The 25,298-nt window shown below is 35.4% G+C and carries 25 protein-coding genes and 4 pseudogenes; 4 read left to right on the top strand and 25 right to left on the bottom strand.

All coding sequences use genetic code 11. The annotated features are described in order from the left end of the window. The first annotated feature begins 614 nt into the window (after positions 1 to 614). The 4 genes from JV528_RS14890 (at position 615) to JV528_RS05010 (ending at position 3,875) form a co-directional block, all read left to right on the top strand. Positions 615 to 1,064: a DUF6978 family protein gene (locus tag JV528_RS14890; RefSeq protein ID WP_000447125.1), complete on the top strand. Its 450-nt coding sequence runs from the start codon at positions 615 to 617 to the stop codon at positions 1,062 to 1,064. A 20-nt stretch (positions 1,065 to 1,084) separates the two neighbouring features. After that, positions 1,085 to 1,861, top strand: coding sequence for a DUF1828 domain-containing protein (locus JV528_RS05020; protein ID WP_000848320.1), 777 nt, complete (start codon positions 1,085 to 1,087; stop codon positions 1,859 to 1,861). Between the two features lie 395 nt (positions 1,862 to 2,256). After that, entirely contained in the window at positions 2,257 to 2,751 is a 495-nt protein-coding gene (locus tag JV528_RS05015) for a hypothetical protein (protein ID WP_000197444.1), read from the top strand. Between the two features lie 74 nt (positions 2,752 to 2,825). Then, positions 2,826 to 3,875, top strand: a complete 1,050-nt coding sequence (locus JV528_RS05010) for a tyrosine-type recombinase/integrase (protein ID WP_000146087.1) — start codon at positions 2,826 to 2,828, stop codon at positions 3,873 to 3,875. Positions 3,876 to 4,195: 320 nt separating this feature from the next. Here JV528_RS05010 and JV528_RS05005 read toward each other — a convergent pair. From JV528_RS05005 to JV528_RS04890, 25 genes and pseudogenes are all read right to left on the bottom strand, one after another. After that, positions 4,196 to 4,381, bottom strand: a pseudogene (locus tag JV528_RS05005) (DNA-binding protein); the annotation flags it as partial. A gap of 391 nt (positions 4,382 to 4,772) precedes the next feature. Further along, positions 4,773 to 6,218, bottom strand: coding sequence for an SH3 domain-containing protein (locus JV528_RS05000; RefSeq protein ID WP_204177424.1), 1,446 nt, complete (start codon positions 6,216 to 6,218; stop codon positions 4,773 to 4,775). Further along, positions 6,199 to 6,636 carry a phage holin gene (locus JV528_RS04995; protein ID WP_000354125.1) on the bottom strand — a complete coding sequence of 146 codons (438 nt, stop codon included), beginning with the start codon at positions 6,634 to 6,636 and terminating at the stop codon, positions 6,199 to 6,201. The genes JV528_RS05000 and JV528_RS04995 overlap by 20 nt, the downstream gene beginning before the upstream one ends. 191 nt (positions 6,637 to 6,827) lie before the next feature. Then, a pseudogene (locus JV528_RS04990) lies at positions 6,828 to 7,076 on the bottom strand (BppU family phage baseplate upper protein); the annotation flags it as partial. Positions 7,077 to 7,088: 12 nt separating this feature from the next. Then, positions 7,089 to 8,858, bottom strand: a pseudogene (locus JV528_RS04985) (glucosaminidase domain-containing protein); the annotation flags it as partial. A 110-nt stretch (positions 8,859 to 8,968) separates the two neighbouring features. After that, positions 8,969 to 9,589 (bottom strand): AP2/ERF family transcription factor, encoded by a 621-nt coding sequence (locus JV528_RS04980; RefSeq protein WP_031870345.1) that lies wholly within the window; start codon positions 9,587 to 9,589, stop codon positions 8,969 to 8,971. Positions 9,590 to 9,837: 248 nt separating this feature from the next. Further along, positions 9,838 to 9,945, bottom strand: a pseudogene (locus JV528_RS14885) (hypothetical protein); the annotation flags it as partial. A gap of 136 nt (positions 9,946 to 10,081) precedes the next feature. Beyond that, on the bottom strand, positions 10,082 to 10,381 hold the full coding sequence (locus JV528_RS04975; RefSeq protein WP_204177423.1) for a DUF2951 family protein: 300 nt from the start codon (positions 10,379 to 10,381) through the stop codon (positions 10,082 to 10,084). A gap of 40 nt (positions 10,382 to 10,421) precedes the next feature. Beyond that, the gene (locus tag JV528_RS04970; protein ID WP_001800921.1) at positions 10,422 to 10,595 is read right to left on the bottom strand and encodes an XkdX family protein; all 174 of its coding nucleotides are present in this window, start codon (positions 10,593 to 10,595) and stop codon (positions 10,422 to 10,424) included. Between the two features lie 9 nt (positions 10,596 to 10,604). Continuing rightward, positions 10,605 to 10,982, bottom strand: a complete 378-nt coding sequence (locus JV528_RS04965) for a DUF2977 domain-containing protein (protein ID WP_204177421.1) — start codon at positions 10,980 to 10,982, stop codon at positions 10,605 to 10,607. Continuing rightward, the gene (locus tag JV528_RS04960) at positions 10,982 to 12,805 is read right to left on the bottom strand and encodes a phage baseplate upper protein (protein ID WP_204177419.1); all 1,824 of its coding nucleotides are present in this window, start codon (positions 12,803 to 12,805) and stop codon (positions 10,982 to 10,984) included. The genes JV528_RS04965 and JV528_RS04960 overlap by 1 nt, the downstream gene beginning before the upstream one ends. After that, positions 12,805 to 14,703: a phage baseplate protein gene (locus tag JV528_RS04955; protein WP_204177418.1), complete on the bottom strand. Its 1,899-nt coding sequence runs from the start codon at positions 14,701 to 14,703 to the stop codon at positions 12,805 to 12,807. Before JV528_RS04955 ends, JV528_RS04960 begins: the two co-directional genes overlap by 1 nt. Before the next feature lie 12 nt (positions 14,704 to 14,715). Next, positions 14,716 to 16,602, bottom strand: coding sequence for an SGNH/GDSL hydrolase family protein (locus JV528_RS04950; RefSeq protein ID WP_204177417.1), 1,887 nt, complete (start codon positions 16,600 to 16,602; stop codon positions 14,716 to 14,718). Positions 16,603 to 16,612: 10 nt separating this feature from the next. Next, positions 16,613 to 17,548 (bottom strand): phage tail family protein, encoded by a 936-nt coding sequence (locus tag JV528_RS04945; protein WP_204177416.1) that lies wholly within the window; start codon positions 17,546 to 17,548, stop codon positions 16,613 to 16,615. Between the two features lie 14 nt (positions 17,549 to 17,562). Further along, positions 17,563 to 20,532, bottom strand: a complete 2,970-nt coding sequence (locus tag JV528_RS04940) for a phage tail protein (protein WP_204177415.1) — start codon at positions 20,530 to 20,532, stop codon at positions 17,563 to 17,565. Between the two features lie 2 nt (positions 20,533 to 20,534). Then, complete coding sequence (locus JV528_RS04935) at positions 20,535 to 20,876, bottom strand: hypothetical protein (protein ID WP_001580347.1); 342 nt, start codon at positions 20,874 to 20,876, stop codon at positions 20,535 to 20,537. A gap of 20 nt (positions 20,877 to 20,896) precedes the next feature. Then, entirely contained in the window at positions 20,897 to 21,391 is a 495-nt protein-coding gene (locus tag JV528_RS04930) for a tail assembly chaperone (protein WP_050960854.1), read from the bottom strand. Positions 21,392 to 21,452: 61 nt separating this feature from the next. Beyond that, entirely contained in the window at positions 21,453 to 22,013 is a 561-nt protein-coding gene (locus JV528_RS04925; protein WP_137042447.1) for a phage tail protein, read from the bottom strand. Then, a complete protein-coding gene (locus JV528_RS04920; protein ID WP_000270199.1) occupies positions 22,000 to 22,437 on the bottom strand; it encodes a DUF3168 domain-containing protein in 438 nt (145 codons plus the stop codon). The genes JV528_RS04925 and JV528_RS04920 overlap by 14 nt, the downstream gene beginning before the upstream one ends. Positions 22,438 to 22,449: 12 nt before the next feature. After that, positions 22,450 to 22,863, bottom strand: a complete 414-nt coding sequence (locus JV528_RS04915) for an HK97-gp10 family putative phage morphogenesis protein (protein WP_137042446.1) — start codon at positions 22,861 to 22,863, stop codon at positions 22,450 to 22,452. Further along, positions 22,850 to 23,185: a phage head closure protein gene (locus JV528_RS04910; RefSeq protein ID WP_000482986.1), complete on the bottom strand. Its 336-nt coding sequence runs from the start codon at positions 23,183 to 23,185 to the stop codon at positions 22,850 to 22,852. The genes JV528_RS04915 and JV528_RS04910 overlap by 14 nt, the downstream gene beginning before the upstream one ends. Continuing rightward, on the bottom strand, positions 23,178 to 23,492 hold the full coding sequence (locus JV528_RS04905; RefSeq protein ID WP_204177414.1) for a phage head-tail connector protein: 315 nt from the start codon (positions 23,490 to 23,492) through the stop codon (positions 23,178 to 23,180). Before JV528_RS04905 ends, JV528_RS04910 begins: the two co-directional genes overlap by 8 nt. Further along, positions 23,492 to 23,818: a Rho termination factor N-terminal domain-containing protein gene (locus JV528_RS04900; protein WP_204177412.1), complete on the bottom strand. Its 327-nt coding sequence runs from the start codon at positions 23,816 to 23,818 to the stop codon at positions 23,492 to 23,494. The genes JV528_RS04905 and JV528_RS04900 overlap by 1 nt, the downstream gene beginning before the upstream one ends. A gap of 16 nt (positions 23,819 to 23,834) precedes the next feature. Next, the gene (locus JV528_RS04895) at positions 23,835 to 24,659 is read right to left on the bottom strand and encodes a N4-gp56 family major capsid protein (RefSeq protein ID WP_103151602.1); all 825 of its coding nucleotides are present in this window, start codon (positions 24,657 to 24,659) and stop codon (positions 23,835 to 23,837) included. Positions 24,660 to 24,679: 20 nt separating this feature from the next. Continuing rightward, the gene (locus JV528_RS04890; protein WP_137042445.1) at positions 24,680 to 25,276 is read right to left on the bottom strand and encodes a phage scaffolding protein; all 597 of its coding nucleotides are present in this window, start codon (positions 25,274 to 25,276) and stop codon (positions 24,680 to 24,682) included. Positions 25,277 to 25,298: the final 22 nt, after the last annotated feature.

The raw sequence follows: 25,298 nt of genomic DNA, 5'->3' as shown, positions 1-25,298 counted from the left end.
TGACACAATTTATTCATTTATGATGCTGAAAACCGGTCATTTTGGCGCAACCTTCATTGTATTTAAATAGTTCCCTTTATACTCGAACAATATGATAAAATTGCCGACACTCAACTTTTTCTCTATAAAAATCAAAACGAACTTTAATCAAATCTTAAAAAATAATGTTTGTATTATCACAAATAATCAATAATTTAATTTAAAATTAACTGATTATTAACTATTGTCCGTTAAATGGAGATGATTACTTCATATACTGTTATAACTGAATCAATACGTATATTTACATAATCGTTAACCAAAAAAGTAATGGCCCATTTACAATTAATAAAAGATAAGATGAGAAAAATCTCCTAATAAAATAATATTTTTTATTAGAAGATTTTCGTATAATATAATCATATATGGTAAATATACTGCCAATGAGTAAAAAGTACTTCAATAATGCTGTAATACTTTTTTTGTGAGAGAGAAAAAATGATTGAACAATTCTTTCTAATAGTTTTAAAAATAGTAAATTACTATAAAAAGTTAGAAATACATGGTTATATTTCATTCTTATATTAAATTTATATCCATCATTTAAAAGAAATTCTATTATTGGAGGATGCATAATGGAAACAGAATTATATAAAAACCTACTACATAAAATAAAGATTTTCGAAAATAATGTAATAAATATACCTATGATTGGGGAACAAACAAAGCATAAGTTATTTCATATAATAGATGATAAAGAAAAATTCACTCTAATTATTAACAAAGGTGGTCGTAGAAATCCACTTAACCTAACTATTTTGCTAAGAAGTAATAATTATAATTCTAATATGATTAGGTTTGATGTTAATGGTAGTGATCATGCAAATCCACCAAATAATGAAAGAATACCTACGCCACATATACACATATATACTGAAGAATATAATAATGGTGGTATTGCGATCCCATTAAAAGATATTGAAGATTTAGAATTAACAGATGAAATTATAGAATCATTAGACTTCTTTATGAAGTATACTAATATAAAACACGATAATGTTATAATAGAATCAAGATTACTGTAAAAGAAATGGAGGGATACTAAGTGAAGACTATCGAAGAAAGAATGAACGAATATTTCAACTGGTTAAAACAAAATTATATCTTCAAAGAATTAGATAGTTCTACAGAAATTACTACTCCCTTTAAGAATCATTTGAATGATTTTATTAGAATATATGCTGATACACTACCTAATAATGAAATTTGTCTATCAGATGACGGATTGACGATTAATGAATTAGAAATGTTGGGTATTGATATAAACACAAAAACGAGAACTAAACTTATACAGAATATTTTAAATCAATTTAATTTAAAATTAGTTGATAAAGAAATTACAGCCGATGTTAAAAATGAGAGTTTTGCTCAGTCTAAACATAATTTAATTCAAGGCATATTGAAAATTTATGACCTTACTTTAACTACTAAATCTAACGTTACAAACATATTCTATGAAGAAGTATTTGAATTCTTATATGACCGAGAAATAAGAGGTTTAGCACAAGTTTCTGTTTCTGGAGAATCAGGTTTAAAATATTCTATTGATTATATTGTTTCAGAAACAAAATCACAACCAGAAAAACTAGTTAACTTTACAAATAACTTAGATTTTAACAAAATAACTAATGAAGCTTATATTTACCGTGATATCAAACCAAACAGACCATCCAGAAACAAATTAGAACCTATCATGTTAATAATTGTAAATGATGTAGATCATCCGATAAATGAAAGAGCACAAACTGTAGCAGAACATGAGAACCTTGAAATTTTAAAATGGTCTAATAAATCAAAAATCATTAAAACTTTAACCTCATAAATTAGCAGTAGTCCCTTATTCATATTCTTTAATTTTCAAATCATATCGTGCAAGTAAAAAAGTAGATACTTTTTTATTTGCACGTTTTATTTTAGAACAAAAAGAGCAAGGTCAACGAATCAGAAAATCTTTTTCTTGAAACGTATTTGACACTTGCTCTTTTAAGAATACTAACATTTCATTGTATTTCTGTTAAATTAACGGAGAATGAATGATATCTTTATACTAATAATCTTAACTTTTTAACATATAAAATTAATACATTGTACTAAAGTTTCAATTATTTTATAATTATATAAATGAATCGTATACACTTAGTTAGACAAATCTAAGAATTTAGATATTGTTTAATTATAAAACTATCGATTCACATAAAAATAAAAGGAGATAACAGTATGACGAGATTATTCAGTCTATTACTAGCTAGTACAATGATTTTAGTCGCATGTGGAAAAGCTAGCAATGAAAATAAGGAAATGGAAGACGAAAAAAAAACAGAAGTCAAAAAAGAAGCTAAGAAAAATAATGATAAGCCAAAGAACGAAAAGAAGAATCAAGATATAAACAAAAACAATAATGAGCAAGTTCAAAATGTCAATAATAAACAACCAGTCTTAAATAATAATAGTAATCATAACAATCAACAACAAAGCAATAAAAACAATTACACAGTTATAGAAAACGGGAATACAGTTACAGAAATTTATAATGGGAAATCACACACAACTACAAATAACCCTATTAGAGAAGGATATGTAGAAGGAGAAACAGACCCGATATATAAAAGAGAGTATAAGCATTTTTATACACCTGAAGAAGCTCAAAGAGCACAAGAAAATAGCGATCAAATTTTAAGAGAAATGGGTCTCGAACCAGAAAGGTATGAATAAAATCAAACTAAATAATTTCGGGTAGCCCGCCTACCCTTATTATTTTTTTGCCGATTTTGAGGAGGAGAAATAAGATGGCATCATTTACTATTACAAAAAGAAAGAATAAAACGTCGACATCTTGGCAATACGATTTGAAACATCCGTCTTTCAAATCAGGAAAGAAAAGAAAGTCGGGATTCAAAACTAAAGCAGAGGCAAGTAATGCTGCACAACAATTGATTAGAGATTTGGAGGACGGAAATAACATTGAAGATAACAAAAAATTTAAAGAATACTACAGTGATTGGATAAATATAAAAAATAAAAAACAATTATCCAGCAAACAGTTTTATTGGTACAAAAGATCAATTAAGTTATTTAGCGAGTTTTTTGGGGAAAACATGTTAGTAAAAAATATTACTCGAAGCGAATATCAAAGGTTTTTAAATAAATACGCACAAGGTCATACTGACGAGACCGTGAGAAAGGTTCACGGTTGTTTAGCAAGATGTATCAAAGACGCATTATATGATGGTTATTTTAAAAAAGACCCTACCTATGATGTTAATATCAAAGGCACTGAAAAATCTAAAGATGAGAAGTTTAAATATATAACGATTAAAGACTACTTAAACTTACTAGAATACTTTAAAAAAAGAGATGAAGAAAGTTATATCTTTCTGTATATTTTAGGTATTACTGGTGCAAGATATAGCGATGTTATCAATATGACATACAAAGATTTAAACAAAGCAAATGGTATAGTTCATTTACCCGGAACAAAAACAAAGAATTCAAAACGAGACGTAGAAGTTAATCCAAGAGATATTATGCGTATAAATTCAAAGTTGGCTAGATTGCCACGTAGAATTAACGGAAAGCTATTTTCGGTTAGTCATACATCAGTGAGCAAATCATTTAAAAAAGCAAAAGAAGTAATAGGATTAAATAATGATAACATCACTCCCTATTCACTTAGACATACTCACACATCTTACTTACTATCAAAAGGCATACCGATTGAATATATTAGCAAACGATTAGGTCACTCTACAATATCGCAAACGTTAAACACCTATTCACACCTACTTGAAGAACATAAAAAAGAGCAAGGTCAACGAGTCAGAGAATTATTTTCTTGACACCTATTTGACACTTGCTAGAATAAAAAGCTGTTAAATCAAGGTTTTAAAGCTTATTTTTACGGAGAGTGAGGGAGTTTTAAAAACCTATAACAACGGTCAATTCGAGTTATTAGGAACGTTTTAGGGACGTTAATTTCCATACAAAAATAACCACGTCAATTAAGACGTGGTTTTTCTAATTATTCATTCTTTTTAAGCTTCAATTCAATATCGTTCAATTCATTTTCGAGCTCATGGCGTTCTTCCGAAGTGAGTTCTAAATTTTGCAACATACCTATAATGCTTGCCCTCTTAATTAATAGGCTTTGCCTTTTGTTATCTTCGTCATTAAAAATATCAATAGCGAAGTTATAGAGTAGCTCAGCATTTTTCAATGACATGTTGTCTAATGATCGTTCATTTTTTCTCATTCTGTGTATTGTGCTTTGTGGCACTCCTGTTTGCTTAGATATATGCAAACTACTCAAATCACTATCAAATAATTTTTGGATTAATTCCCTCATTTAAACACCACCCATAACAATATGATTATTAAGCTCCATGCAATGAATCCGGATATAAATTCTTTTTTGGTTGATTTTCTGATATTTATTTTCATATATTTTTAATGAGAATTATGTTATATTTTTATTAGAGAGGGGAAGAAATCCCCTCATTGACTAGTACTCAAAAGCAAGTTCAATTTGCAAAACGACCAAGTTTATTTTGATTGAACACTTTATGCTTTTGGGTGCTTTTATTTTTATTCTCATCTTGCTACCTCCTATACTTATATTATACTATGCCTTTTGCTATAATGCAACGCTTTTTATAAACTTTTTTCGTTTTTTTTGCATAAAAAAATAGGCAAGTACCGAAGTACCTGCCCAGAAAAGGATCATTCACTTTTTTATTCTAACTGATTTCTCCCCATAAGTCACCTAATATCTGATTAGGCGGGGCAGAACCATTCCATGTTCTAATAGGTAAGTAATATCGTTGCCCCTCCCATGTATATCCTACCCAAACGTGGCCATCTTGTAACATCACTTCTGTATAATCACAGTATCCGCCAGGTTGGAACTGATAACCTACTGGGCATGATAAGAATGGCCCTACTTTTCTCACTGTGATTGGTTGATTGCCGTTTGTGAATCTAGCACTTTCTTCCATGTAGTAAGTACCATATTTATTACGTTTCCATGCACTTGCAACTGGTTTGACTGTATTACTTGAAGCGCTTGACTCGTTTGAGACAGTGGCAACCGGTATTTTACCGTCCATATACGCTCTAATTTGCTTGATAAAATAGTCTTTTAACTGTAATTGTTTATCTTCCGGCAATAGCCCGCGAGTTATTGGGTCAAAACCAGTGTGTAAAACCGAACTTCTATGAGGGCATGATGTTGAAGTAAATTCATTATGCAATCTGATTGTATTTCTGTTTGCTGGTAATCCCCATTTTTTCAACAATCTAGCGCATTCTTGGAAAGTTGCCTGTTCATTTTTTAAGAACGTAGCATTATCTGCGCCCATTGATTGACACACTTCAATACCGTAATAATATTTATTGCCTACTTGGTTAGCAGTATGCCAACCTACTTGCGATTCATCTAAAGCTTGCCAAACTGTGTTACCTGATACATAACTATGCGCAATACCTGCCTCTAATCTCGATAAAGGTGCGTTAACTAATCCGTTGCGATACGCTTCTGCTGTTGCCCCTTTGCTTCCTGCGTCATTATGAATGACAATACCTTTAGGATTACCACCACGTTTAGGTAGGTCATAACCTTTAACTACATCTTTGATGATTTTAAGTTCTACCGCTTTAGGCTGTGACGTAGTTGTTTCCTTTTTAGACGCTTGTGTAGGAGATTGAACTGAACGTGGAGCTATTTCACTTTTGAAGTTAGGACGGATAAACCACATAGGGAAGTCATAAGCATGTTTTCGTCTTGTAACTTTTTCCCATCCCCAGCCGGGCTGTTCAATTCCGTCAGTCCAGCCACCGCCGAGCCAATTCTGCTCATATACAATGATATAATCTAAAGTTGCTTCGATAACCCATGCAACGTGACCATATCCAGCACCGTAATTACTACCGAATACAACCATGTCGCCGGGTTGTGCCAAGAAGTCTGGTGTATTTTGGTAAACAGTAGCTAGTCCGTCAAAATTGTTGGCGAATGGAATATCTTTTGCACCTACACCTTTTAGAAGTAATCCAAACAAAACTTTCCAACCAGCATTGGCATAATCAAAGCATTGAAATCCATACCATAAGTCCACATTGAATTGTTTTCCCTCAGAAGTTTTCAACCACTCTATAAACTCTTTTTTAGTTAGTTTTGCTTGCATTGTCGCCACCTCCATAATGATATTCGTTCACGTCAAAACCAACCTCATTAGAAGCATCTGTAAATGGCTGTGATGTGTCATACTCTTTCGGTGCTTTTGCGCTTAATTCCGGTGTTAAGCTAGTATCTTGTGAAGTTTTCCAAGTGACTTGTTGTTCTTCTTTGCTACTATCTCTAGGCGCTTGATATGTCTGTGCTATAGATGAATCAGCAACACCTTTTGACGTCGGGTCAGTAATAACGCCAATACCTGTAAGTAACGTGAGGATGGCGCCTATAATTGCGCTAGCTTGATTTAATTGAGTAGATAAATCTAATCCGAATAAATCCGTGATTTGCTTGATAAATAGCAACAATGCACCAACTAAACCTGTTAATACTGCTTTATTTTTAAATCTCAATTTCCAGTTAATATCCATTTGTTTGCTCCTTTTATCCAAAATAAAAAGCCAACCTCGAAAGGTTAGCTTTAAATTAATGTGTTTGCGTATGGTATTTCTGTTGTTCTGTAATTCAGTTTGAATTGCCATTCATAACCAGCTTCAATTGTTTCTTCTTTGAATTGTTGGTTATAAATCTTGCCCATGTCTGCGTTTCTATGCTCTATCCATATATCGCCTTTTATCGCATTATCGTCGATTAAAACTGGCTCATTTTTGAATATAGAACCATCTTCTAAGAATAGATGTAATTTAGGTGTCAAATTACTTTCTTTGAAGTTGATTCTGCCTTTTTCGTCGTTGATTCCGATTCTGACATAAGCTGTGTTTTCGTCTTCCGTGTAGAAGCGACAACCTATGTCGCCGATATCAACATTTTTGTTATTTATTCGCGTTTCAATGTCTTTTATTTTGTACATTTACACACCTCTTTATTTATATTTATCCCTTGTGAAGTAGATACCTTTTAAACCGATTTGTTTATATAGCTTAGCGATTGTACTTGCTTGATGTTGGCACCACTCTATAGCAGTAGCGTATTGGTGCGTAGCTGGATTCTTAGGATTCCATCTGATTCTGTACAGTGTATTTTGTCCTTTGTTGATGTAATCCTTTCTTACGAAGCTAGCACCGCCCATGATTGCTTTTGCTGGAGTTGTCCAACCTTTATTCCTTGCAAACGTCATTGCGTAGTTAGGATTGTTGTCGTAAGCGCCAATGCCGAAGTAATTATATGCACCGTATCTACCACTAGCGAAGTTACTTGTTCCGTATCCACTTTCTAAGAAAGCGTGCGCGATCAAATAAATTTCGTTAATGTTGTTTTTCTTACAAGCTTCCGCGAATGCTTTGCCTTGTCCGTCGAGCGTTCCTTTTCCTTTAAGTATTTTGTTAAGCGCACTAACTGAAATGCCTTGATACTTGCCTAAATTAAGCATTTGATAGCATTGTGTGTTACTTTCCCATATTCGCTTAACATTCATTGCCGAGCTCGTTTGTGCTCGTGTTGCATTAGCCCAGCCCCATGTATGAGATTTTTTCGGGTTACCCCTAGACATTTGTCTATCCAGTGCTTGCTGGAATGTGAATGGACTTGTTTCAGTAACGATGCTTGGTTTTTCGTCTGATGGAGTAGGGCCTCGTGTGGACGCACTGTCAACTGATGTTTTATCACTAATTCTTATTGTTGTTTTTGTCGTTACTTCTTTTATATTTTCTCGTGTCAATATATCTCGTTTAATGTATGTCTCAAGCATTTTCTTTTTAACTTGCTCATACTTTGCGTTATCCGGTATACCTTGCTTAATCAAGTCGTAATTAATTAAATCTTTCATACTACGCCAAATATTAGGGTCTACCTTTAACGTCGTTTCAGATAAGTTTTTATCAATCCCTGACAATAACCAAACACCACGTATTAACGCTTGTATTTGATTCAATAAGAATTGTCGTTTGCTATCTGTTTGACCACCACATACTTCAATAACTAGCCAATTAGGGTGACGCGGGTCATCAAAATTGGTTGGTCTAGCAAGCCATGTAGCCTCTCTATCGACATATAAATGCGGTATTTCATAATCGCTTATAAACTTATTTCTTTGCGTATACAGTTCGTCTACAGAACGCATATGCATTGATTCTTTTATATATAATCCTTGAATATCTGAGCGTTCATCACCCATTACAACTATATGATCAATGAAGTGCTCTTCTTTATCTAAAACATTGCTGTAAGCAGTGTATTTTACTGTTTTAACTTCTTTAAATTGCGGTTTCTTCGCTTCGCCAGTAATTGTTGAGTCATTGGCTTTTGATGCTGAACTTGTATCAGTACTACTAGGTTTGCTAGTATCTTTTGAATATGGAGGCCTAACAAAGCCTGTAACACTTACATAAGGGTGTCTTACTAATCTTCCTGGAGAACCTGTCCAACTATTAGAATTAACCCAGTTTTGGTCAACGCTATAAAAATAACTTTTATTAGATGGTCCTACTACTATTGCGGTGTGTCCGTCCGAACCTATTCCGTTGCCAGGGTGCCAAACTGCGATGTCTCCAGGTTCCGGTACAAATCCAGATGAATAACGATAGAATCGGAAACCCTTAGGATACCTGTAATTAGCCATATCCTTAGCATTGCCCCATGTTACAAAACCCCAATATCTTTTAAAAATAAAGTTAGGTGTATCCCAACATTGCGTTTGTATTTAATTTAACGTCTTTCCCTGTATTGATTTCTCAACGCGCTTGTATAACGTTAAACCGCTCTATAAAAAGAGCCTCATGCTTTCACATGAGACTAGACTATATCTTAATATTCATTTTTAGCTTTTTTATACGCTAAATACGCTTCTTCTGCAGTTTCGTAAACACCTAAGTATATAAATTTTTTGTTTTTGTACAATTGAGCTTGATACTTATTTATTTTAGGTTTAAAAGTGACACCAGTATATCCTGTTTTATTGTGATATTTCCTGCGATTATTTGAGTTTTCTTTATGGCTTACCCATCGACAATTTGAAGGTTTATAATCATCGTCATTATCAATTCTATCTAGTTCAGCACCTTTGAAAGGCACATCTCCCATATCTTTATAGAATTGCATAAAGTCATCTTTCCATTCATCACAAACCTTTATTCCCCTACCACCATACGCATTATAAAAATCATAATTATGGTTATAGCATCTTTGTTTCATGCCTTTCCATTTATGATAAATTAAAGTGCCTGTCATTCCGTGTTTTTTATGATGGTTATCTTTCGCTAGACAACCACAACTTTTAGAATACCCGTTTTTCACTGCAGTACCGATCATAATTTTTTCATTACCACATCTTGTACATAAGCATTTATATAACTTCTTTTTATGTTTATTTCTACCATAAAATTCCAATACTTTTAAATAATTAAACTGCATACCCACAATGTCCATTTGACCACTCCTCGTTAATCGTCAAAAACATTGTATCACATATGAATATTTAATGCACTGTCTACAAATTTGTAGCACTTAGTCGTTGAACGTTCCTCTACTGTTACCATAGAGGCTTCGCTGCTGATTGCCCAATTCTTAATATTTTTTAACATTCACGCTTATCGTTGCCAATTACGTTGTAGTTATTAAGACTCTAAGGGTGTTCCAGCAATTCACATTATTTTTTTACGTGGAACCCTTAATTAAGCACCACGATAACCGTCTATATTAATCCTCTTACCAATATTCGACTTTGCCCACTCCACCACTTCACTAGCTGTAGGCTTTCTAGTCTTTGGGTTAGGTAATCCCATGTATGCACCTCATTTCAATCAAAATAAAAAGCCAGTGCCGAAGCACTGACTCTTAACTGTTATTTACATTTACCAAACCAGAAGCACGCCCAGAAGCTATATCCTAAAATCCCTTTAAGCATGGTAATCACCTCCTTTAAATACCAAAAATAGTTCTTAGTAAAGCTATGACAATCGTACTGAAGATAGTCCCTATCAAACCGAGAATCCACATCTTGATGTCTCTAATATTTTTAGCATTTTTCTTTTTGTTTTTTTCATCTTCAATCTTATCGCGCCTTAATTCTTCGAATTTTCTATCTAACTTGTCATAAATTTTTTCTTGTGTTCTTAAACTGTTTTCAATGCTATCTAGTTTTTTAAACGTGTCTTTAGTGTTTTCTTCTAAGCGTATAATTCGCCATTCGTGCTCACGTCGTTTGATAAAACCAAACACTACGCCACCTACTTTGTGTTAAATTAAATAGCCACAAGCATTACACCTGTGACTTTTCATCTTTTGTTTCTGGGTATTTTTCTCCAGTGATTAATGCATACTCTTCTTTGTCGATTACACCCATATCTACATACCACTTAATTTGTTCGTTTTTGTAGCAACCCCACACATAAAAAGTTTTAATGTCCTTGAAAGTTGGATAAATCATCTTAATTTTCTCCATTTAAACGTCCTCCTCTGCATTTGTTTTACCAGCTTTTATTTCAGTCAACTGTTGTGTTAACATAGCGTTTTGTTGCTTTAATTCCATCGCCAAAATGTTTACTTGCGTCACCTGCATTTGCATACTTGCAACCATTCCGCGAAGTTCCTCATCACTCAAATCTGTTGCAGTTTGTTGACTTGGTGTGTTCGAATCATCTTCTTTTTCAAAATTGTTGTTGTATTTAATTTCGCCGTTAGTGAATACAAACTTTCTAGGCTCGAATTCTTCTTTAAATTTAATAGGCACATTGTTATCATCTACATCTAAACTATTGCGTAATCCGCCAGTATTAACGTATCCGATAACTTCGTTTTTATCGTTTACTGTGATTTTCATTATTTCCACCCCTCAATACGTTTAATAGTAATTTTGTTTGCATTTGCACCAGAGCCCGTACTTCTACCAATGTCATATAGGATATCAACGTCGATTCTGAATGTAGTATTGCTAGTTTTAGAAACAGAACATTCATATAAGCCACCACCGTTGCCATCACTATCAACTAGATTTGTTTTAGATATTACTATGGAATTTGGCATAGATGTTAAACTGACTTCTGCAAAAGTGCCTCCAGGATAAGTACCTGATATTACTAAAAGAGAATAGTTTTGATATGATTCAGTTAAGTTAAGTGTTGTACCAACCCCGTTAGCCGCGCCATCAAATAAAACCGCTTTTTTATACTCATTTGGTACAGTCCATTGTGAGTCTAATCGACCATTTATGATTGATCGTGTATAAACTTTTTTTGAGTTTGCAGGCGTATAGTTGAAAAATTTGTTTGTTTCATCTTTAACGAACACAGATAAATACCCCTCATAACTTTCAACGCTACTTGGTAAATCCGGCACTCTTGTTGCATAGTAATTACCTGCAGTTAGATAACCCAAATCGCCTTGCGCATTGTTTAAGTTAACTTGAATTGATTGACCGTTAGGCTCAGTTAACTTATGTTGTTGCCAGCTAGTTGTTCCAAACTTATCATCAACATACTGCTTGGCTTGATTTAAAGCGTTGTTAGAAGTTTCTTCAACAAATTTCTTCGTTAATTCTTCGTCAACTTTTTTATAGAACGGATACCATGTGCCAGCAATTTTATATTTTGTGTACTCATCGTTTGAATCATCTGGGTGCCATGTAGCACGTGCCGTACTATCATCGACAACATAGATAACTAATACGCCTGATTTACCTAAAGTATTAGGAGCTACTGGAACTTCAGAACCATCATCAACACCATCTTCTATGGGTGTATCAACAGTGCCTATATCTTTAAATGTTGGCGCGTCTGTTGCGCTAGTGATATGAATAATCCTAGATGTATTAACTGCGCTTAAAATAGCCTCTATGGACTTCTCAGATGATTCAATCGCTTTACCGTAATCATCAGTAATTTTAGATTTTTGCCAATTTGTCGTTGAGTTGCCTTTGACAAGATCAGCACCAGTGATTTGTTGCTCAACTTCATTCACACGCGAAAATATCGCTTGTTCTTTTTCAACTATTTTATTGAATTCAGATGTAACAGCCTGTGTTGCACTATTTTGTGTCGCAGTAATAGCTTGTATAGCTTCGTTTTGCTTGATTTCAATTTGTTGAATGCCTTTTGTCGCACTATCATTCACTTTTGCTATTAACGTTTGTGTATCAACCATACTTTGCTTTAATTGGTTAAAGTCTTTACCGACAGCTTCGATAGTATCTTGAATAGATTTGATATAAACAAGCTTTGTTATGCCATCAAACCCACTAACTAAATCATTTTTGATATTGAAACTAAATTGACGTTCAACAACTACGTTATTACTACCATGTTGCGTGAAGAATGCTTGTGCGTGTACTTTACCTGCATGTTTTAAAAATTCATTTGGTATCACATATTGTAATCGACCATTTATTGCGTCTATTATCGTCAATTCATCTGAAATATAAGCGCCTCTATCAACGTTATAATCATCGGTTTTTAACACGATGGAAGTTTTAACATGTTCAGAACTTATAGATAACGGTCTGTTATTCTTAGTTACTGCAAAATTTAAGACACCAGTTCCTCTATCTGATTCATAGAAACTGATGTTTGTGTCAATAACTGGATTATATTGTGATGTCGTTTGTAACTCGATTAAGTTATCATCTTTCGAAAAATTATCTACCACCATTACTTAACCTCCTCGCCTTTTATAATGCTCCAACCGCTATTGCCACCAGTTCCAAAGTTTCTAACTAAAAATTGATGCGCAGATGCAAAGTTGTTACGTCTTAACACTTGTGTTGTGTTGCCTGGTGTGTTTGATTTTACCTCTAACACCCAACCTGCAATACCTTTAAAGTCTTTAGGGAAATCAGTAAACCTCTTTGATTCTTCTGTAGTGATATAGAAGTCTAAGCCAACAATTTTTAAATCAGATAGCTTAGTAATGCTTTTCGGAATATGTTCCCAAAAACCTGCACTCTGTGGGTTAAAGTTCCATGAACCATTGTTTTTCTTGTTGAAAATGTCGACAACACGCTCAAATTTGAGCATATTTCTACCTGTACTATTTCTAGTAAGTACTTGTCTTAAAGCGCCGTTATAGTGACCAGGCAATACATCAAAGAACCAACCTGCATCCCTAAATTCTTTAGGCAATGGAAAGTCTAGCGCATTTTGCGTATCTTGAGAGTATAAGTAATAGTTACCAACTTCAGTAACATCACTTAGATACGCTGGGTTTTGCACCGGTAATGGTTTAACACGTCCGCCTGAATCAGTCATCGATACTTGAGGTGCAATGTTTTTTAAGAATTGGTTTACACCTCTTTGGCCGATAGAATAAATTGAGTGATGTCTGTTGTTACCTGGTCCAATAGTTACCCCGATTAAAAGTGCTTTACGTCCTGTTTCTAGATCGTAATACATATCTAGACCCTCAGCCTCTTGGAAATCTCCTTTAAAGTTGTTATTCACACCGCCTATATCGATACGACGTTTAAATAACAATTCTTTCGTTTTGATATCAAAGCCTTGTAAGTAATTAGGATTAGCCGGATTAGAATCGCCAGTGTACCAATATAAGATACCCGCATCATAAGCAATACCTTGCATAGGTTGCGTACCTGATGTGTATTGCATAGGGATATCCATTTGGTACAGTACTTTGTCTATACCTTTATCAATATCGTCAGCACTTCTTACTTCAACAAAATTTAATGCGTTCTTAGCTTGTTGTTCAGAAGTTTTATATTCACGTCTAAAAACCATTAAGTTTTCTATAGGATTATAAATTGCTGACGTATATCTATCGTTAAATACATTTGGCATAACGTCTTGCATTTCGTTGCCATACGTCATTTCTCCGCTTCTGTATTTAAAGCGTACAAACTTGTTTTTGTTGTTAGCGTCTAACACTGCTGAATAAACCCACAACTCATTGCCGATATATCTATAGGCGTTGTGTGTGCCGTGTCCGCCATTTTTAACTAGCAGTCTATCAATAAATTGTCCGTTAGGCTTCAATCTAGATAACATGTAATGATTGCCTGGACGCGCTTGTGTCATGTAAATAATTTTTGTTCTAGGGTCTACCCAAAATGATTGCATTACTGCGTTAGTATATGGCGATAAATCTGTGATGAATTCCGGTTCTTGCTCTTTTGGTTCAAATCGGTATTCTGTCGCTTGATATTCTTTATAGTGTTCATCTACAGCTTTCTCAACCTTTTTAGTGAAAGCATCTAGTGTTGAATAATCATGATACAAACGATCTTGCAATGTCTTATGATCATAACCAGTATTATCAACACGCGCGTCTTTTACTTCATTGATACCGTCGCCGTTATGACCTAGTACCATATTGCTGAAACGGCCGTTTAAATAAGCTAAAAAGTCTGAGACACTACCATTCAAATATTTAATTTGGTTAGCTGTGTGCGCATATATTTCTTCTTTTTGATGATATATAAACATCTTTTCAAGTTTGCTCATTCCATTATCAAGTAATCGATAGTTGTACTCGTGCTGAGCAACTACTTTTTCACCAGTGATAGAATGCAAACTTGTTATTAATCCGTAAGCCATTGGTTGCCTCCTTTAGTCGTAAAAACTGTAATAATCCTTGATTAACTCGTACATAATAACCTCGTGACCTTTTTCGTTAGGGTGTAAGCCGTCCTCCATGCTCGCTTTCCTAAAAGCTGGATTGTATGGCTTAAAGTAATCTGTGTGATATGCGTCAAACACTGGTACATCTAACTCACTACAAGCTAATATTTGAGCGTTTACATAGTCCTCAAGTGTTAACCCTAGTTTGTTTTTGTCCGTGTCTTTACGGCGTATCGTTGTGCCACTCATTGGGCATTGCCTTGTAGCTGTCATCACTAGTATTTTTGAATCTGGATTATTCTTCCGTATAACTTCAATTGCAGAACAAAAGGCACCGTAAAACGTTTTTGTATCCGTTTTATCAGTGCCTATCGGTACGCCTGCCCAATAACCGTGTAACCAGTCATCATCAGTGCCTTGTAATATGATTAGGTCTCCTCTTATTTGTTCTGCTTGTCTATAAATGCTGTTTTCTACCGCTTCTTTACCTATTGGAACTGTTGCCATTGTTGCGCCACCTCTTGCAAGATTAGTCGTTTTGGCTTTCAATTTCTTGCCTAACATTTCTGTGAAATTAGTTTTTGCGTGCGACCCTCTAGCTACAGAGTCGCCAATCGTTCCAATTGATTTGATGTTTCTTATACTTGATTGACTAGTAAAGTCGTACATGATCGTACCATTAGCAGTTGTAACTGTTTTAGTATTCATCTTATCGACTTTAGCGTTTATTTTTTCATTCTGCTTAACCAATTCATTATTTATAGATAAACTAGCATTAACTTTAGCGTTTAGTTCTCTCAAGTACTTAGCCGGGTCTGACTTAGTTGTTTTTACATTCTTAACATAGTTCGTAGCTTCATGGATAGCTTTTCTATATCTGTCACGCATTGTAAAGTCGCCTAATACTACATCTTGTTTGATGATGTTGTTATATGCATCTCTATGTGTAGTAATCTCGACTATTCTCACTAAATCGTTATAGCCTATAGTTGGTTCAGCTACTCTTACGACATCGCCAATTCTAGGGTTAGCCTCTGGAAAATGCTCAGGCTGTGCTACGAAGTCCAAAGAAATAGAAGCAGTGACACTTTTCTTTATCACTAGCTCCATTGATTTTTTCAAAACATCTTCTTTTTTTATACGTCCATCTATTAACGGAGGCGCTTCCCTTTTCCCAATAAGTTGTGCTAATGGGTGTGTGAATTCGAATTGTAATCCAGCCTCTGTAAAGGTTTGTTGACCGTCAAAGTCGCCATAACCTCTTATATATGTGTAGCATTTCGAAGCATCTTCTTGAATTTTGACATTATCAGCATTTACACCTGATTTGATGTAGTAATCTGCTACTTTAGATAATTCATCATACAAGTGAAATGTTTTTGTTTTAGCGTCGTACTCATATTCGAGATGATAGCGTTCAAGTCCTTTTTTGAATATCTCAAGTCTTGTGTCTCCCTTGCCTAATCCCTCGAACTTTGATGCGTCAACCTTAGTGTGCAATACGTACTTATAACCAGTTCCTTTAAATACAGTGTTAAAAAACTCTACGCCAGTGAAACTTTCGTTATATTCTTGGTAAATCCTAGAATTGTTTAGATCATCTAATTCTTTTTGTCTCGCTTTGATACTAAGTTTGATTTTGTTTCCAATCGTTGATTTATCAAGCATTACTATTACATATTCATCGAGGTCATCTTCCCCCTTTATATTTGTGATAGTCCACATCTTTGTAATAGCGCCGATTGCGTCGAAAGTGCTGGCATTTTCTATCATATCAATGTCTAACGTGCTATCTTCATTCAATTTTTCGTTTAATTTTGTATTAACATGAATCGCATGACCGACGCCTTGCAAACTTTTTAATAATACCGGCATATGCTACTCCTTATCTGTAATATAATTTGTGTCTAAAGACTATCTTTTTCATAAGTCTGTTGGCTTTAAAATGATTCCAACCAGGATACAACACCGGTTGTTCTAACGTCTTGTTGTATAGGTCAATATTTAAATTGCCTCTATATGTGTGCTTGTTATCAAAAATGATTTTATCGCCTGCTTTTAAATCGACATCTTTAATTACTGAGATGTTTCCTTTATCCATATAGAAAGTGAAACCGTCTTTATCATCAGCTTTAACATCTTCGGCTAATTCAATTTCAACTACATTGAATTGGTTGAACTGTGTTATCGCTACATCTCCGTTGTAATAAACATCTCCAGAACTCGTATTATAGAATGTCATTTGTCTACTTCTATCATTTTCATTTAGTGCTATTCTGTCCGGAACTGACCATTTCTCTAAATCGTTATCACTTTCTAAATCAGTGCTATAGCCGATACTTTCAAAGAACGGCAATTCTGTCGTCTCAAAGGTCAAAGTGATTTCTCCTGATGTCTTAGTTGTGTCAAAAGATACTTCGCTAACTAATCCAACGTATAGTTGTCTACCGTCAACATAATCTAATTCAAATTCTTGTTCTAATGGTTCGAACATATTTTCAAATTTGATAGTGTTATCCGGTGTCGCCAATTCTCTTAGGTAAAAGCGACCATAAAACAATGTTTGAATGTCCGATTTAAGATGTGAGGCATAAGCAATTTTAGGTACTTCATACCTCAATCTTAATTCAACTTTTTTATATTCCTCTTTAGCGTAATTGTGAAAACGTCCATCAACACCATCTAAAGGCGAATAATTCCTTTTGTAACCCGAACCGATAACATTGTAATCAAGCACTCTTAAGTGTTTGTAAGTGTGAGGATTGTCACTGACACGATACTTCACACCATTTTTAATAATTTCTACATCATGGGCTATCAATAAACAAACCTCCCTTACATTAAGTTGAAACTACCATCTTTTGCATCCATATCGTCAATGTGAGATTTAATCATGTTTAGATCGCCCTCGTTTCTAACAGTTACATTAACAATAGGTCTGTTATTTTCTTTCATGCTATGTTGCACATCGTTTGTCATATGACCGTCAACGCTTGGTGTTAAACTGTCGTTGAATCCATCTGTCAACGTTGAACCTAACTCACTAGTGAACGTTTTACCGAAGCTAGTAGCCATTACTTTAGCTTGTGATACCGCTAAACCTTTACCTAAACCACTACCTCCACCGTGTCCACTTACAAACGAAGTTACAGAGTCCCACGCTGATGAAATCGCATCGCCTACCGCGCTCACTACTTTGTGCGCGGCGTTAGCTACACCCTCAGCTACTTTGCCTATTAATTCTGCTCCGGCATTTAAAAAATCGCTGAAAAAGCTTTTAATCTTATCAAGCGCGTTTTTCATGCCGTCGCCTACATTTGAGACAACTCTTTTAAATCCATCAGCTACTTTACTTGCGAAACTTATAACTGTATTCCAAATATTAGAAACCCATTCGGAACCTTTTGTGATAATAAAGTTTAGTGCTTGCCCCATTTTTTCAGCTACACTCGAAGCCACTCGACTGAACCAACTTGTAACAGTGTTCCAAATACTGCTAACAAAATTAGTGATTGTACTCCATATCTGTGACCAACTTGTACCAAACATAGAAAGCGTTCGATTCATTACGCCAGTTAAAAAGCCGATAATTGACTCCCAAACTGATTGCATGTATTGCCAAATCGTATCAAGTACATTGGTAACCGTAGTTTTAATAGTCTCCCAAGCACCTGAGAAGTCGCCAGTAAGCAACTGAATTAAAGCAGTGAACAAACCTACTATGATTTGGACTGCTACGGATATCACTGTTCCTATGGCTTGGAACGCAATTGTAATTAAAGTCCACAAACCTTGTATGATATTCATAACATTTGTAATAATGCCTATTACTAAAACACCTAAGACTTGCATGAATATTTGTCCTAATACTTGCAATATAGGCATTATCGGTTGTAAGGTAGATTGGATTTTGCCCCACAATTCAGTTAACCAGCCAACCACACCTTGAATCGCACCAGAAACCGCCGTTTTAACGCCGTTCCATGCTTCAGTAATAGTATTTCTAAAGTTCTCGTTTGTTTTCCATAAATAAACGAGAACACCGATGAATGCGCCAATTACTGCAATTACCGCTAAAATAGGTGCTGAAATCGTTCCAAAAACACCTGTTAATGCTTCCAAAGCTCCAGTAACTAAACTTGATGTTCTAACGAATTCTAAAATCTTTTCGACGACACTGAATAAACTCAAGCCAAACACATTTGTAAGCACACTACTTATAGCAACAATTGGAGCCATTAAAGCCCAAAATGCACCGCCTAAAATACCCATAACACCAATAATCTGTGCTACTGCCGGATGCGTTTCAAACAACTTAGCAATAAAACCAGCTAAATTAGTTATGAAATCTAACAACTTACTAGCTATAGGAGCCATTGCAGTACCAAATGCTACTAACGCTTTTACGATATTACCGATTAACTGCATAATAGTGGGACCATTCTCTTGAACATAACTTATAAAGTCTTTGAACCCTTGAGATTGTCCAACTTGTTCAGACCACGCTCTAAATTGAGAAGTTAATTTAACCAACCAATCAAAAATGTTAGAACTGTTTTGAGCAAACGCAATCATTAAATTACCAATGCCAGCGAATACATTGCCAAATATCTGACCAATCTTAGGTAAGTTAGTTGTAGTGTAATCAATAAAAGTTTTAATAGCATTCTGACCAGCTACACTATTAGCCCAATTTTGGAAAGCTATAGACATGTTCTGTAATCCTTGGGACATAAATTTGAACAACGGCATTAGTTGAGTGAATATGTTAACTAGTCCATCGCCAAATCGTCCTGCGGCGTTCAATAAATCTCCGAATATTGCACCACCTACGCTATTTAATGCTTCAAATGCTTTCTTAGCTGTTTCAGAATGTTTAACCCAATCTTCAAACTTACGTGCGTTTGCTTCGACCAGCATAGATACTTCGGATAAGAAAGGTTTTAATTGAGACATCGCACTTGTAACGCCTCTGATACCTGCTGACATCGCATTAAAAATACTTGCTTGATTCTCTTTTACAATGCCTTGCCATGTAGTTTTTAATTGATCACTGGCATTTCTAAAGTTCTGCACTTCTTTTGTTACTGCCAATGTGCCATCTTTTACCATTTTCAGTGCAGTTATAGCCATTGCACCGAAACCAACTGCTCCAACACCAGCTACAGAGAACGCACCAGCAAGCCCGATGACACCGCCACCTAATACACCAACGGCATTAAGTACTGCCATAATAGCCGGAACTAATCCAGCAATTACTGGTATTAACGCTTGTATACTAGCAATCATTAAACCTTTGACTTGTTGTGCAAAGATAGTACCGAAAGTTCTAATATTTGATGCGATGCCATCCATTGTTGATTGATACTGATCTAACGCTCTTTTACCAGCAGTCAATGCTACTTGCATTTTTGTCATTCCAGTTGTATCAAAGTCTAATTTCACAGTATGTTTGCGCCAACCAGCTAGCATCGCTTTAGAAGTCGCAACATTTCTTTTTAATCCGCTTGCGTCGCCGTCAATTTCAACTTTTTTACGTCTGATATTCGATAGTTCTGCTTTAACAAACGATATGACTTGTTTTACTTTGCTAGCGTCTGCATCAATATTAACTTTATGTTCTCGCCATCGTTGAGCCATTGATTTAGCTCGCGTTAACTCTCTTTGGTAGTCTCTTATGTTAGCTGTAACTTCTGTCTTGATTTCGTCCGGTATATCAGTCTTAGCCATACGTTGCGCAGTTCTCATATTCCTTTTAAAATCACTGATTATAGCTGTAATACGAGCCAGAAAATTCTTTTCCATGCCTAACCTCCTTTATGACTTGTTTTTAAGCTGTTAAGGAACTTGCGAGTACCTTGTTTTTGTATTTCTCTTTTACGTTTGTTTTTAGCTAGCTCACGCTGTTTCATTTTTTCATATTCGTCTTCTTGACCACGAATAATATAATGTTCTCTTTCGTTCTGCCTAACAAAACGTTTTAGTGATTTACCGGCTTGAGCGACTGCATTATATTGAGCGCCGTACAACGCAATGTCCCTTTGGTCAATCAATGCTTGTCTAGCGCCTATAATCCAGTCATTCCATTCTGCAGGTAGCATGCTCATTAGCTCGTCGTTACTCATATAACCTATGTAACGACTGGTCATCTGCCTTATTTCCGAATAGTCTAATAAGGTGCTACGGTCATGATTTCTTTGTAGTTGTTCTTCATCATCTCGATACCAGCTTTCGCGCCCTCTTTCTCGTCTTCTTTGGCTAACGATGGCGCTTGGTTCATCTGTTTCCAGAATAGACGTGATTTCTGCTTGAAAAAACCGCTATTATTCATTACGTCCAACGCACCTTGCAAAAGATTTAACGTGTCGTTTTCTCTTTCGATGATTTCCATGATTTCCGCTTCAATATCTTCTCTTTTAGGTGCGCTTTTACCTAGATAAGCTGTTGCGCATTCCCAAAAGTCTACAATTGCCACTGTGTCACGTTCTAATAAAGCATTATAAACGTTAGTAAATCCTGAAATCGTTTGTTTTCTACCTTTATTATCTTCTTGTTCAGTTGCAAACTTTTTAGCAGTTTTATCGAACATAAATGTTGCTTTTGCTTTAACTTCTTCGTTGTTAATTGTTAATGATGTAATTGGATTAAAAGTTGTTTCAGTCATATTAAATACCTCGTTTATCGTTATTTTGTACAAAAAAATAGAGGGCTAATGCCCTCGTTAATTACATGCTTAAGTCGCTACTGCCAGCAGTTATTTTTTTAGTTCGGTTTTCATAACTATCTTCGTAAGCGTTCATGTCTTCGAATTCAACAACTGGAGCCAATGCGCTAGGGTTAAGCCATTCTTTTGGTAAATCGTTGATTGTACCGTCTGCACTATTGAACTTAACTTTCGCTGTGATTTCGATTTTGTTATCTTCATCATCAAATGACCATTCGTGCTCTTCGATAACTACGTATGCGAATACACCGTGATGTTTGCCATCACGTTTTTTAGTCTCCCAAATCCAAACACGTAACTGTTTGAATTGTTTAACTGATTCTTTTAATGCTAATTGTCCTTTATCTCCCGGAACGACATCAAGCGTCAACTTGATTTCTTCTTCGACAGAGTTACGGCTATAATCTTTCTTACCGCCTTGAATAATTTCAGCAAGGTCATTACTGATAGTGTGCCCACCCTCTGCTAAACTACCTAAAAGTGTTGCTTCTTCGATAGTTAGCTTTTTAGCTAAATCTTTATCAGCGATTTGGAGAGCGACAATATATTTATCCTGCGCCATTCGTTACACTCCTTTGTAATGTGTTATGTCTGTATTTAAAAACAAGCCGAATGATACCGTGTTTAGTGTACTGATCTATGTCAGTAATCACTTCTTGTGTATCAATTCGACTTTTAATGAATGAATAATAATCAATTTCTATTTCGTTGTTTAAAACGAAGCCTAAAAATTGAATTATTTGCGATGCTTCATCTCTATTACGCGCTTGACTATAAACATGCAACGTGATGCCGACATCTTCGACCATGCTCGTGGTCGTTTCTTTGTTAGTGACGTTTGTTTCACCCACAACGATATATGGGTAAACAGCGTCTTTCTGAACGCAATCAAAAACCCTACCGTCCAATTGTTTTCGGATAATAGGGTTACTTTTTAATTTGTTATATACTTTGTTAAATAAGTACCGTTCAACTGATACCCACATATCTTAACCACCTCATGAAAAATACTTATTAAAGAATGCTCGTCCAGCGTCTATTGCCGGCTCCCAAAAAGGTTGAGCATGTTGCCCTTTAGTAGTGTGCCACTTACCGTTCGCATCTTTGTACGACCACGGTATCTTTTTCGCTCTACTACCTCCAGCGCCTGTTGCATATATACCAGTACCATAATTGATATATATTGCGTATTCACTACCAATATTAATAACACCAGTAAAACCGCCGTCTTTAAAGTCCATTGTTACACTTTCTCTAAGATATCCGGTATCAACTGGCATTAATGAAATGATTGTATTGTGAATCTTAGCAGTAGTCTTTGCTATACCTCGTTTGACCCATCGCTCCATGTCTCGCTCGTAATTTTCCAACTCTTTTACTAAGTCCCAATTACCATACTTAACCTTTGCCAATAGATCGCACCCTCAATCTAGTTAAATTGATTTCATGTTGTCCGCCTTGGTCGACCGGTTCGCCTACAACTTCGTACGTTTTACCCTCGTAATTAAATAAAGTTTTGTTTGTTATTGGTATGTGATACGGCGTATATAGGTTACGGTCGAAGTCTTTGCTCATTTGATGAAATTTGAGTGTCTCGCTTGATGTAGGCGTATCCATAAATCCTTTAATTGTTTCGTTACTTTTAAAACGCTCGTATTCTTTAGGAAATGTTCCTGCAACTTCAACCTCTCCAATTTCAATTGTGTGCGGAAACTCATCGAACGGATTAAACATATCGCTTACCCCAACTCAACTTACGATAAGGCATTAGATAAGCGTAAGCACTACTAGGTATGTCAGTTACATAGGTATAACTCACAGCGCCCATCGTGCGCGCTGAGATATTGCCGGTTGCACCAAACTTGATACATTCAGCAATAAACTTCTTAACACCCGACGGCACTGCTTTGTCATCAAACTTCTGATTACAATAATCTTCTGCAACACTTTTATATTCTTCAATAAGATATTCGATTTGCTCATCGTTAGACGAATCATTGAGTGAAAGTCCATTAATCATTTTGACGTCTTTTGCGTCCATTACTTAACACCCTCTAAAACTTTGATAAGCTCATCTTTTTTCATATCGCTATAACCTTTAATTTCACGCTTTTTAGCAAGTTCTTTTAATTCTGCTACTTTCATATCAGATAAACTTTTTTGCTCGTCAGCGCTCGCCTCAGACTGTTCTACTTGCTTGTCTTCAACAAGTTTGATAGCGATTAAATTACGGCAGTTGTTTGTTGTAGATAATTCAGTGAATCGTTCTTCTGATACTTCCAAACCATCACGTGGGTAAATGTCTCCCACTTGATATTCATGTCCGTTGTCTTGTGCATCTTCAAAACGTTCGATTACTTTATACATACGTCACTACCTCCTATTACATTTCTAAGCTTCCAGAACCTTTAGTGATTTTCACTGCTTTAGATTCATCATATAAATAAGCTACATAGTGCTTATCACTGTATAATGCAGTTGTTTTTGTTGATGCATCACGCGCTACTTCTAAGAAGAAATCACGTTTCAAGATTAATTTAACTGCGCCTTTTTTAGCTAAAATAGCTGTGCCAGCTTCTAACTTATTAGTACGTACAATGATAGCGCCTAGAGCTTCGCCAAACGCACCTTTAACGATGATGTCATCGCCTAATTCGGTTGCACGTGTAAAGTTTGTTGATGCATCTCCGCGTAATTTACCAGCATCAAGTGGATTGATAAATAAAACCATTGGTTCTAAGTCTTCATCGTTAAATTTATCGATTGCTGATTGTAAACCGTTTAATTTAGTGATGTCCGCATTAACAGTAAGTTTAGCTCCCATCAAAGCGTCTAATACGTCATTATCAACTTTGTTAGCGTGCGCTAAACCGTGTTGACGTACTTGTTCGCCTTGAGGGTCTCCATAGCCACTTAATAAAGCCTCATCTGTAATAGATGTACCTTTAGCGATTTTACGGATTTTAGCCTCACGTTTTTTAGTTTCTAAGATGTCAGTTGGGATTTTTTCGCCCTCTGCAACTACTTGTGCATCTCCGCTATAAACGAATGCTGGGAATGTCAAAGTGTCTCCCGGTTGTCCTTGTAATGTGCTATCTACTTCTGCAAATGAAGCGAAACGCAATTTCTTTTCGAGTTGCGCTTGCATCATAGGCGCTAATACTTCTGGAATGATTTGATTACTTGTTTTAGTAAGTCCTTGTGGCATGCTTTTACCTCTTTCTTTGTTTAATTTTGATTAACTAATTTTTCGAATGTCTCGCGATCGTTCAAATACAATTCGTTACGTTCAGCGACACTCATGTTGTCAAACTTTTCTTTCGTTACACTTGAGTCCGGATTACCTCCGCCTTGTGGTGTTTTTCCTACAGGCTTAGACGGCGCAAATAAATAAGGCTTAGACTCCTTAAGCGTTTCAATCGCTTTGTCTAAACCTTTTACAGTGCCGTCGTCTTCTAATTCAAGTTCATCTTTATTGATGAATGCTAGAATGTCGTTAGCATCATTTGCTTCTTTAGCAACCGCTAACTTAACTGCGTTATTAAGTTGTGTTTCTTTATACTTTGTCTCCCACTCTGAATTTTGATTCTTTAATTCTTCGAGTTCTTTTTGAATCTCGCTATCATCTTTAACAGAGTCTTGCAATTTGACAATTTGTTCATCACGTTTAGAAATCTCTTCTTTTAACTCTTCAATCTCGGTATTCTTGTCGTTCAATCTTGAACGTGGTACCATTCCCGATTTCGATTCGTCAATCGCATCAATTACTTTCTGCTTATCGATTTCTCCGTCTTTAAATTGTCCTAACAATGTGTATAAATCCATTTAAACTACTCCTTTTTACGAG

This window comes from Staphylococcus sp. GDB20D11A, assembly GCF_016893255.1.
GTDB classification, from domain to species: Bacteria; Bacillota; Bacilli; order Staphylococcales; family Staphylococcaceae; genus Staphylococcus; species Staphylococcus aureus.
This window is presented reverse-complemented; position numbering and strand designations above follow the sequence as displayed.

Coding starts and splice junctions, on each gene's coding strand:
- JV528_RS04965 (WP_204177421.1), bottom strand. CDS start 10,982: ATGAAAATCACAGTAAACGATAAAAACGAAGTTATCGGATACGTTAAT.
- JV528_RS04950 (WP_204177417.1), bottom strand. CDS start 16,602: ATGCCGGTATTATTAAAAAGTTTGCAAGGCGTCGGTCATGCGATTCAT.
- JV528_RS04995 (WP_000354125.1), bottom strand. CDS start 6,636: ATGGATATTAACTGGAAATTGAGATTTAAAAATAAAGCAGTATTAACA.
- JV528_RS04930 (WP_050960854.1), bottom strand. CDS start 21,391: ATGACTGAAACAACTTTTAATCCAATTACATCATTAACAATTAACAAC.
- JV528_RS04895 (WP_103151602.1), bottom strand. CDS start 24,659: ATGCCACAAGGACTTACTAAAACAAGTAATCAAATCATTCCAGAAGTA.
- JV528_RS04955 (WP_204177418.1), bottom strand. CDS start 14,703: ATGGCTTACGGATTAATAACAAGTTTGCATTCTATCACTGGTGAAAAA.
- JV528_RS04935 (WP_001580347.1), bottom strand. CDS start 20,876: ATGACCAGTCGTTACATAGGTTATATGAGTAACGACGAGCTAATGAGC.
- JV528_RS04890 (WP_137042445.1), bottom strand. CDS start 25,276: ATGGATTTATACACATTGTTAGGACAATTTAAAGACGGAGAAATCGAT.
- JV528_RS04910 (WP_000482986.1), bottom strand. CDS start 23,185: ATGTTTAATCCGTTCGATGAGTTTCCGCACACAATTGAAATTGGAGAG.
- JV528_RS04980 (WP_031870345.1), bottom strand. CDS start 9,589: ATGGACATTGTGGGTATGCAGTTTAATTATTTAAAAGTATTGGAATTT.
- JV528_RS04925 (WP_137042447.1), bottom strand. CDS start 22,013: ATGGCGCAGGATAAATATATTGTCGCTCTCCAAATCGCTGATAAAGAT.
- JV528_RS05015 (WP_000197444.1), top strand. CDS start 2,257: ATGACGAGATTATTCAGTCTATTACTAGCTAGTACAATGATTTTAGTC.
- JV528_RS04920 (WP_000270199.1), bottom strand. CDS start 22,437: ATGTGGGTATCAGTTGAACGGTACTTATTTAACAAAGTATATAACAAA.
- JV528_RS04940 (WP_204177415.1), bottom strand. CDS start 20,532: ATGGAAAAGAATTTTCTGGCTCGTATTACAGCTATAATCAGTGATTTT.
- JV528_RS14890 (WP_000447125.1), top strand. CDS start 615: ATGGAAACAGAATTATATAAAAACCTACTACATAAAATAAAGATTTTC.
- JV528_RS04960 (WP_204177419.1), bottom strand. CDS start 12,805: ATGGTGGTAGATAATTTTTCGAAAGATGATAACTTAATCGAGTTACAA.
- JV528_RS04905 (WP_204177414.1), bottom strand. CDS start 23,492: ATGGACGCAAAAGACGTCAAAATGATTAATGGACTTTCACTCAATGAT.
- JV528_RS05010 (WP_000146087.1), top strand. CDS start 2,826: ATGGCATCATTTACTATTACAAAAAGAAAGAATAAAACGTCGACATCT.
- JV528_RS05000 (WP_204177424.1), bottom strand. CDS start 6,218: ATGCAAGCAAAACTAACTAAAAAAGAGTTTATAGAGTGGTTGAAAACT.
- JV528_RS04900 (WP_204177412.1), bottom strand. CDS start 23,818: ATGTATAAAGTAATCGAACGTTTTGAAGATGCACAAGACAACGGACAT.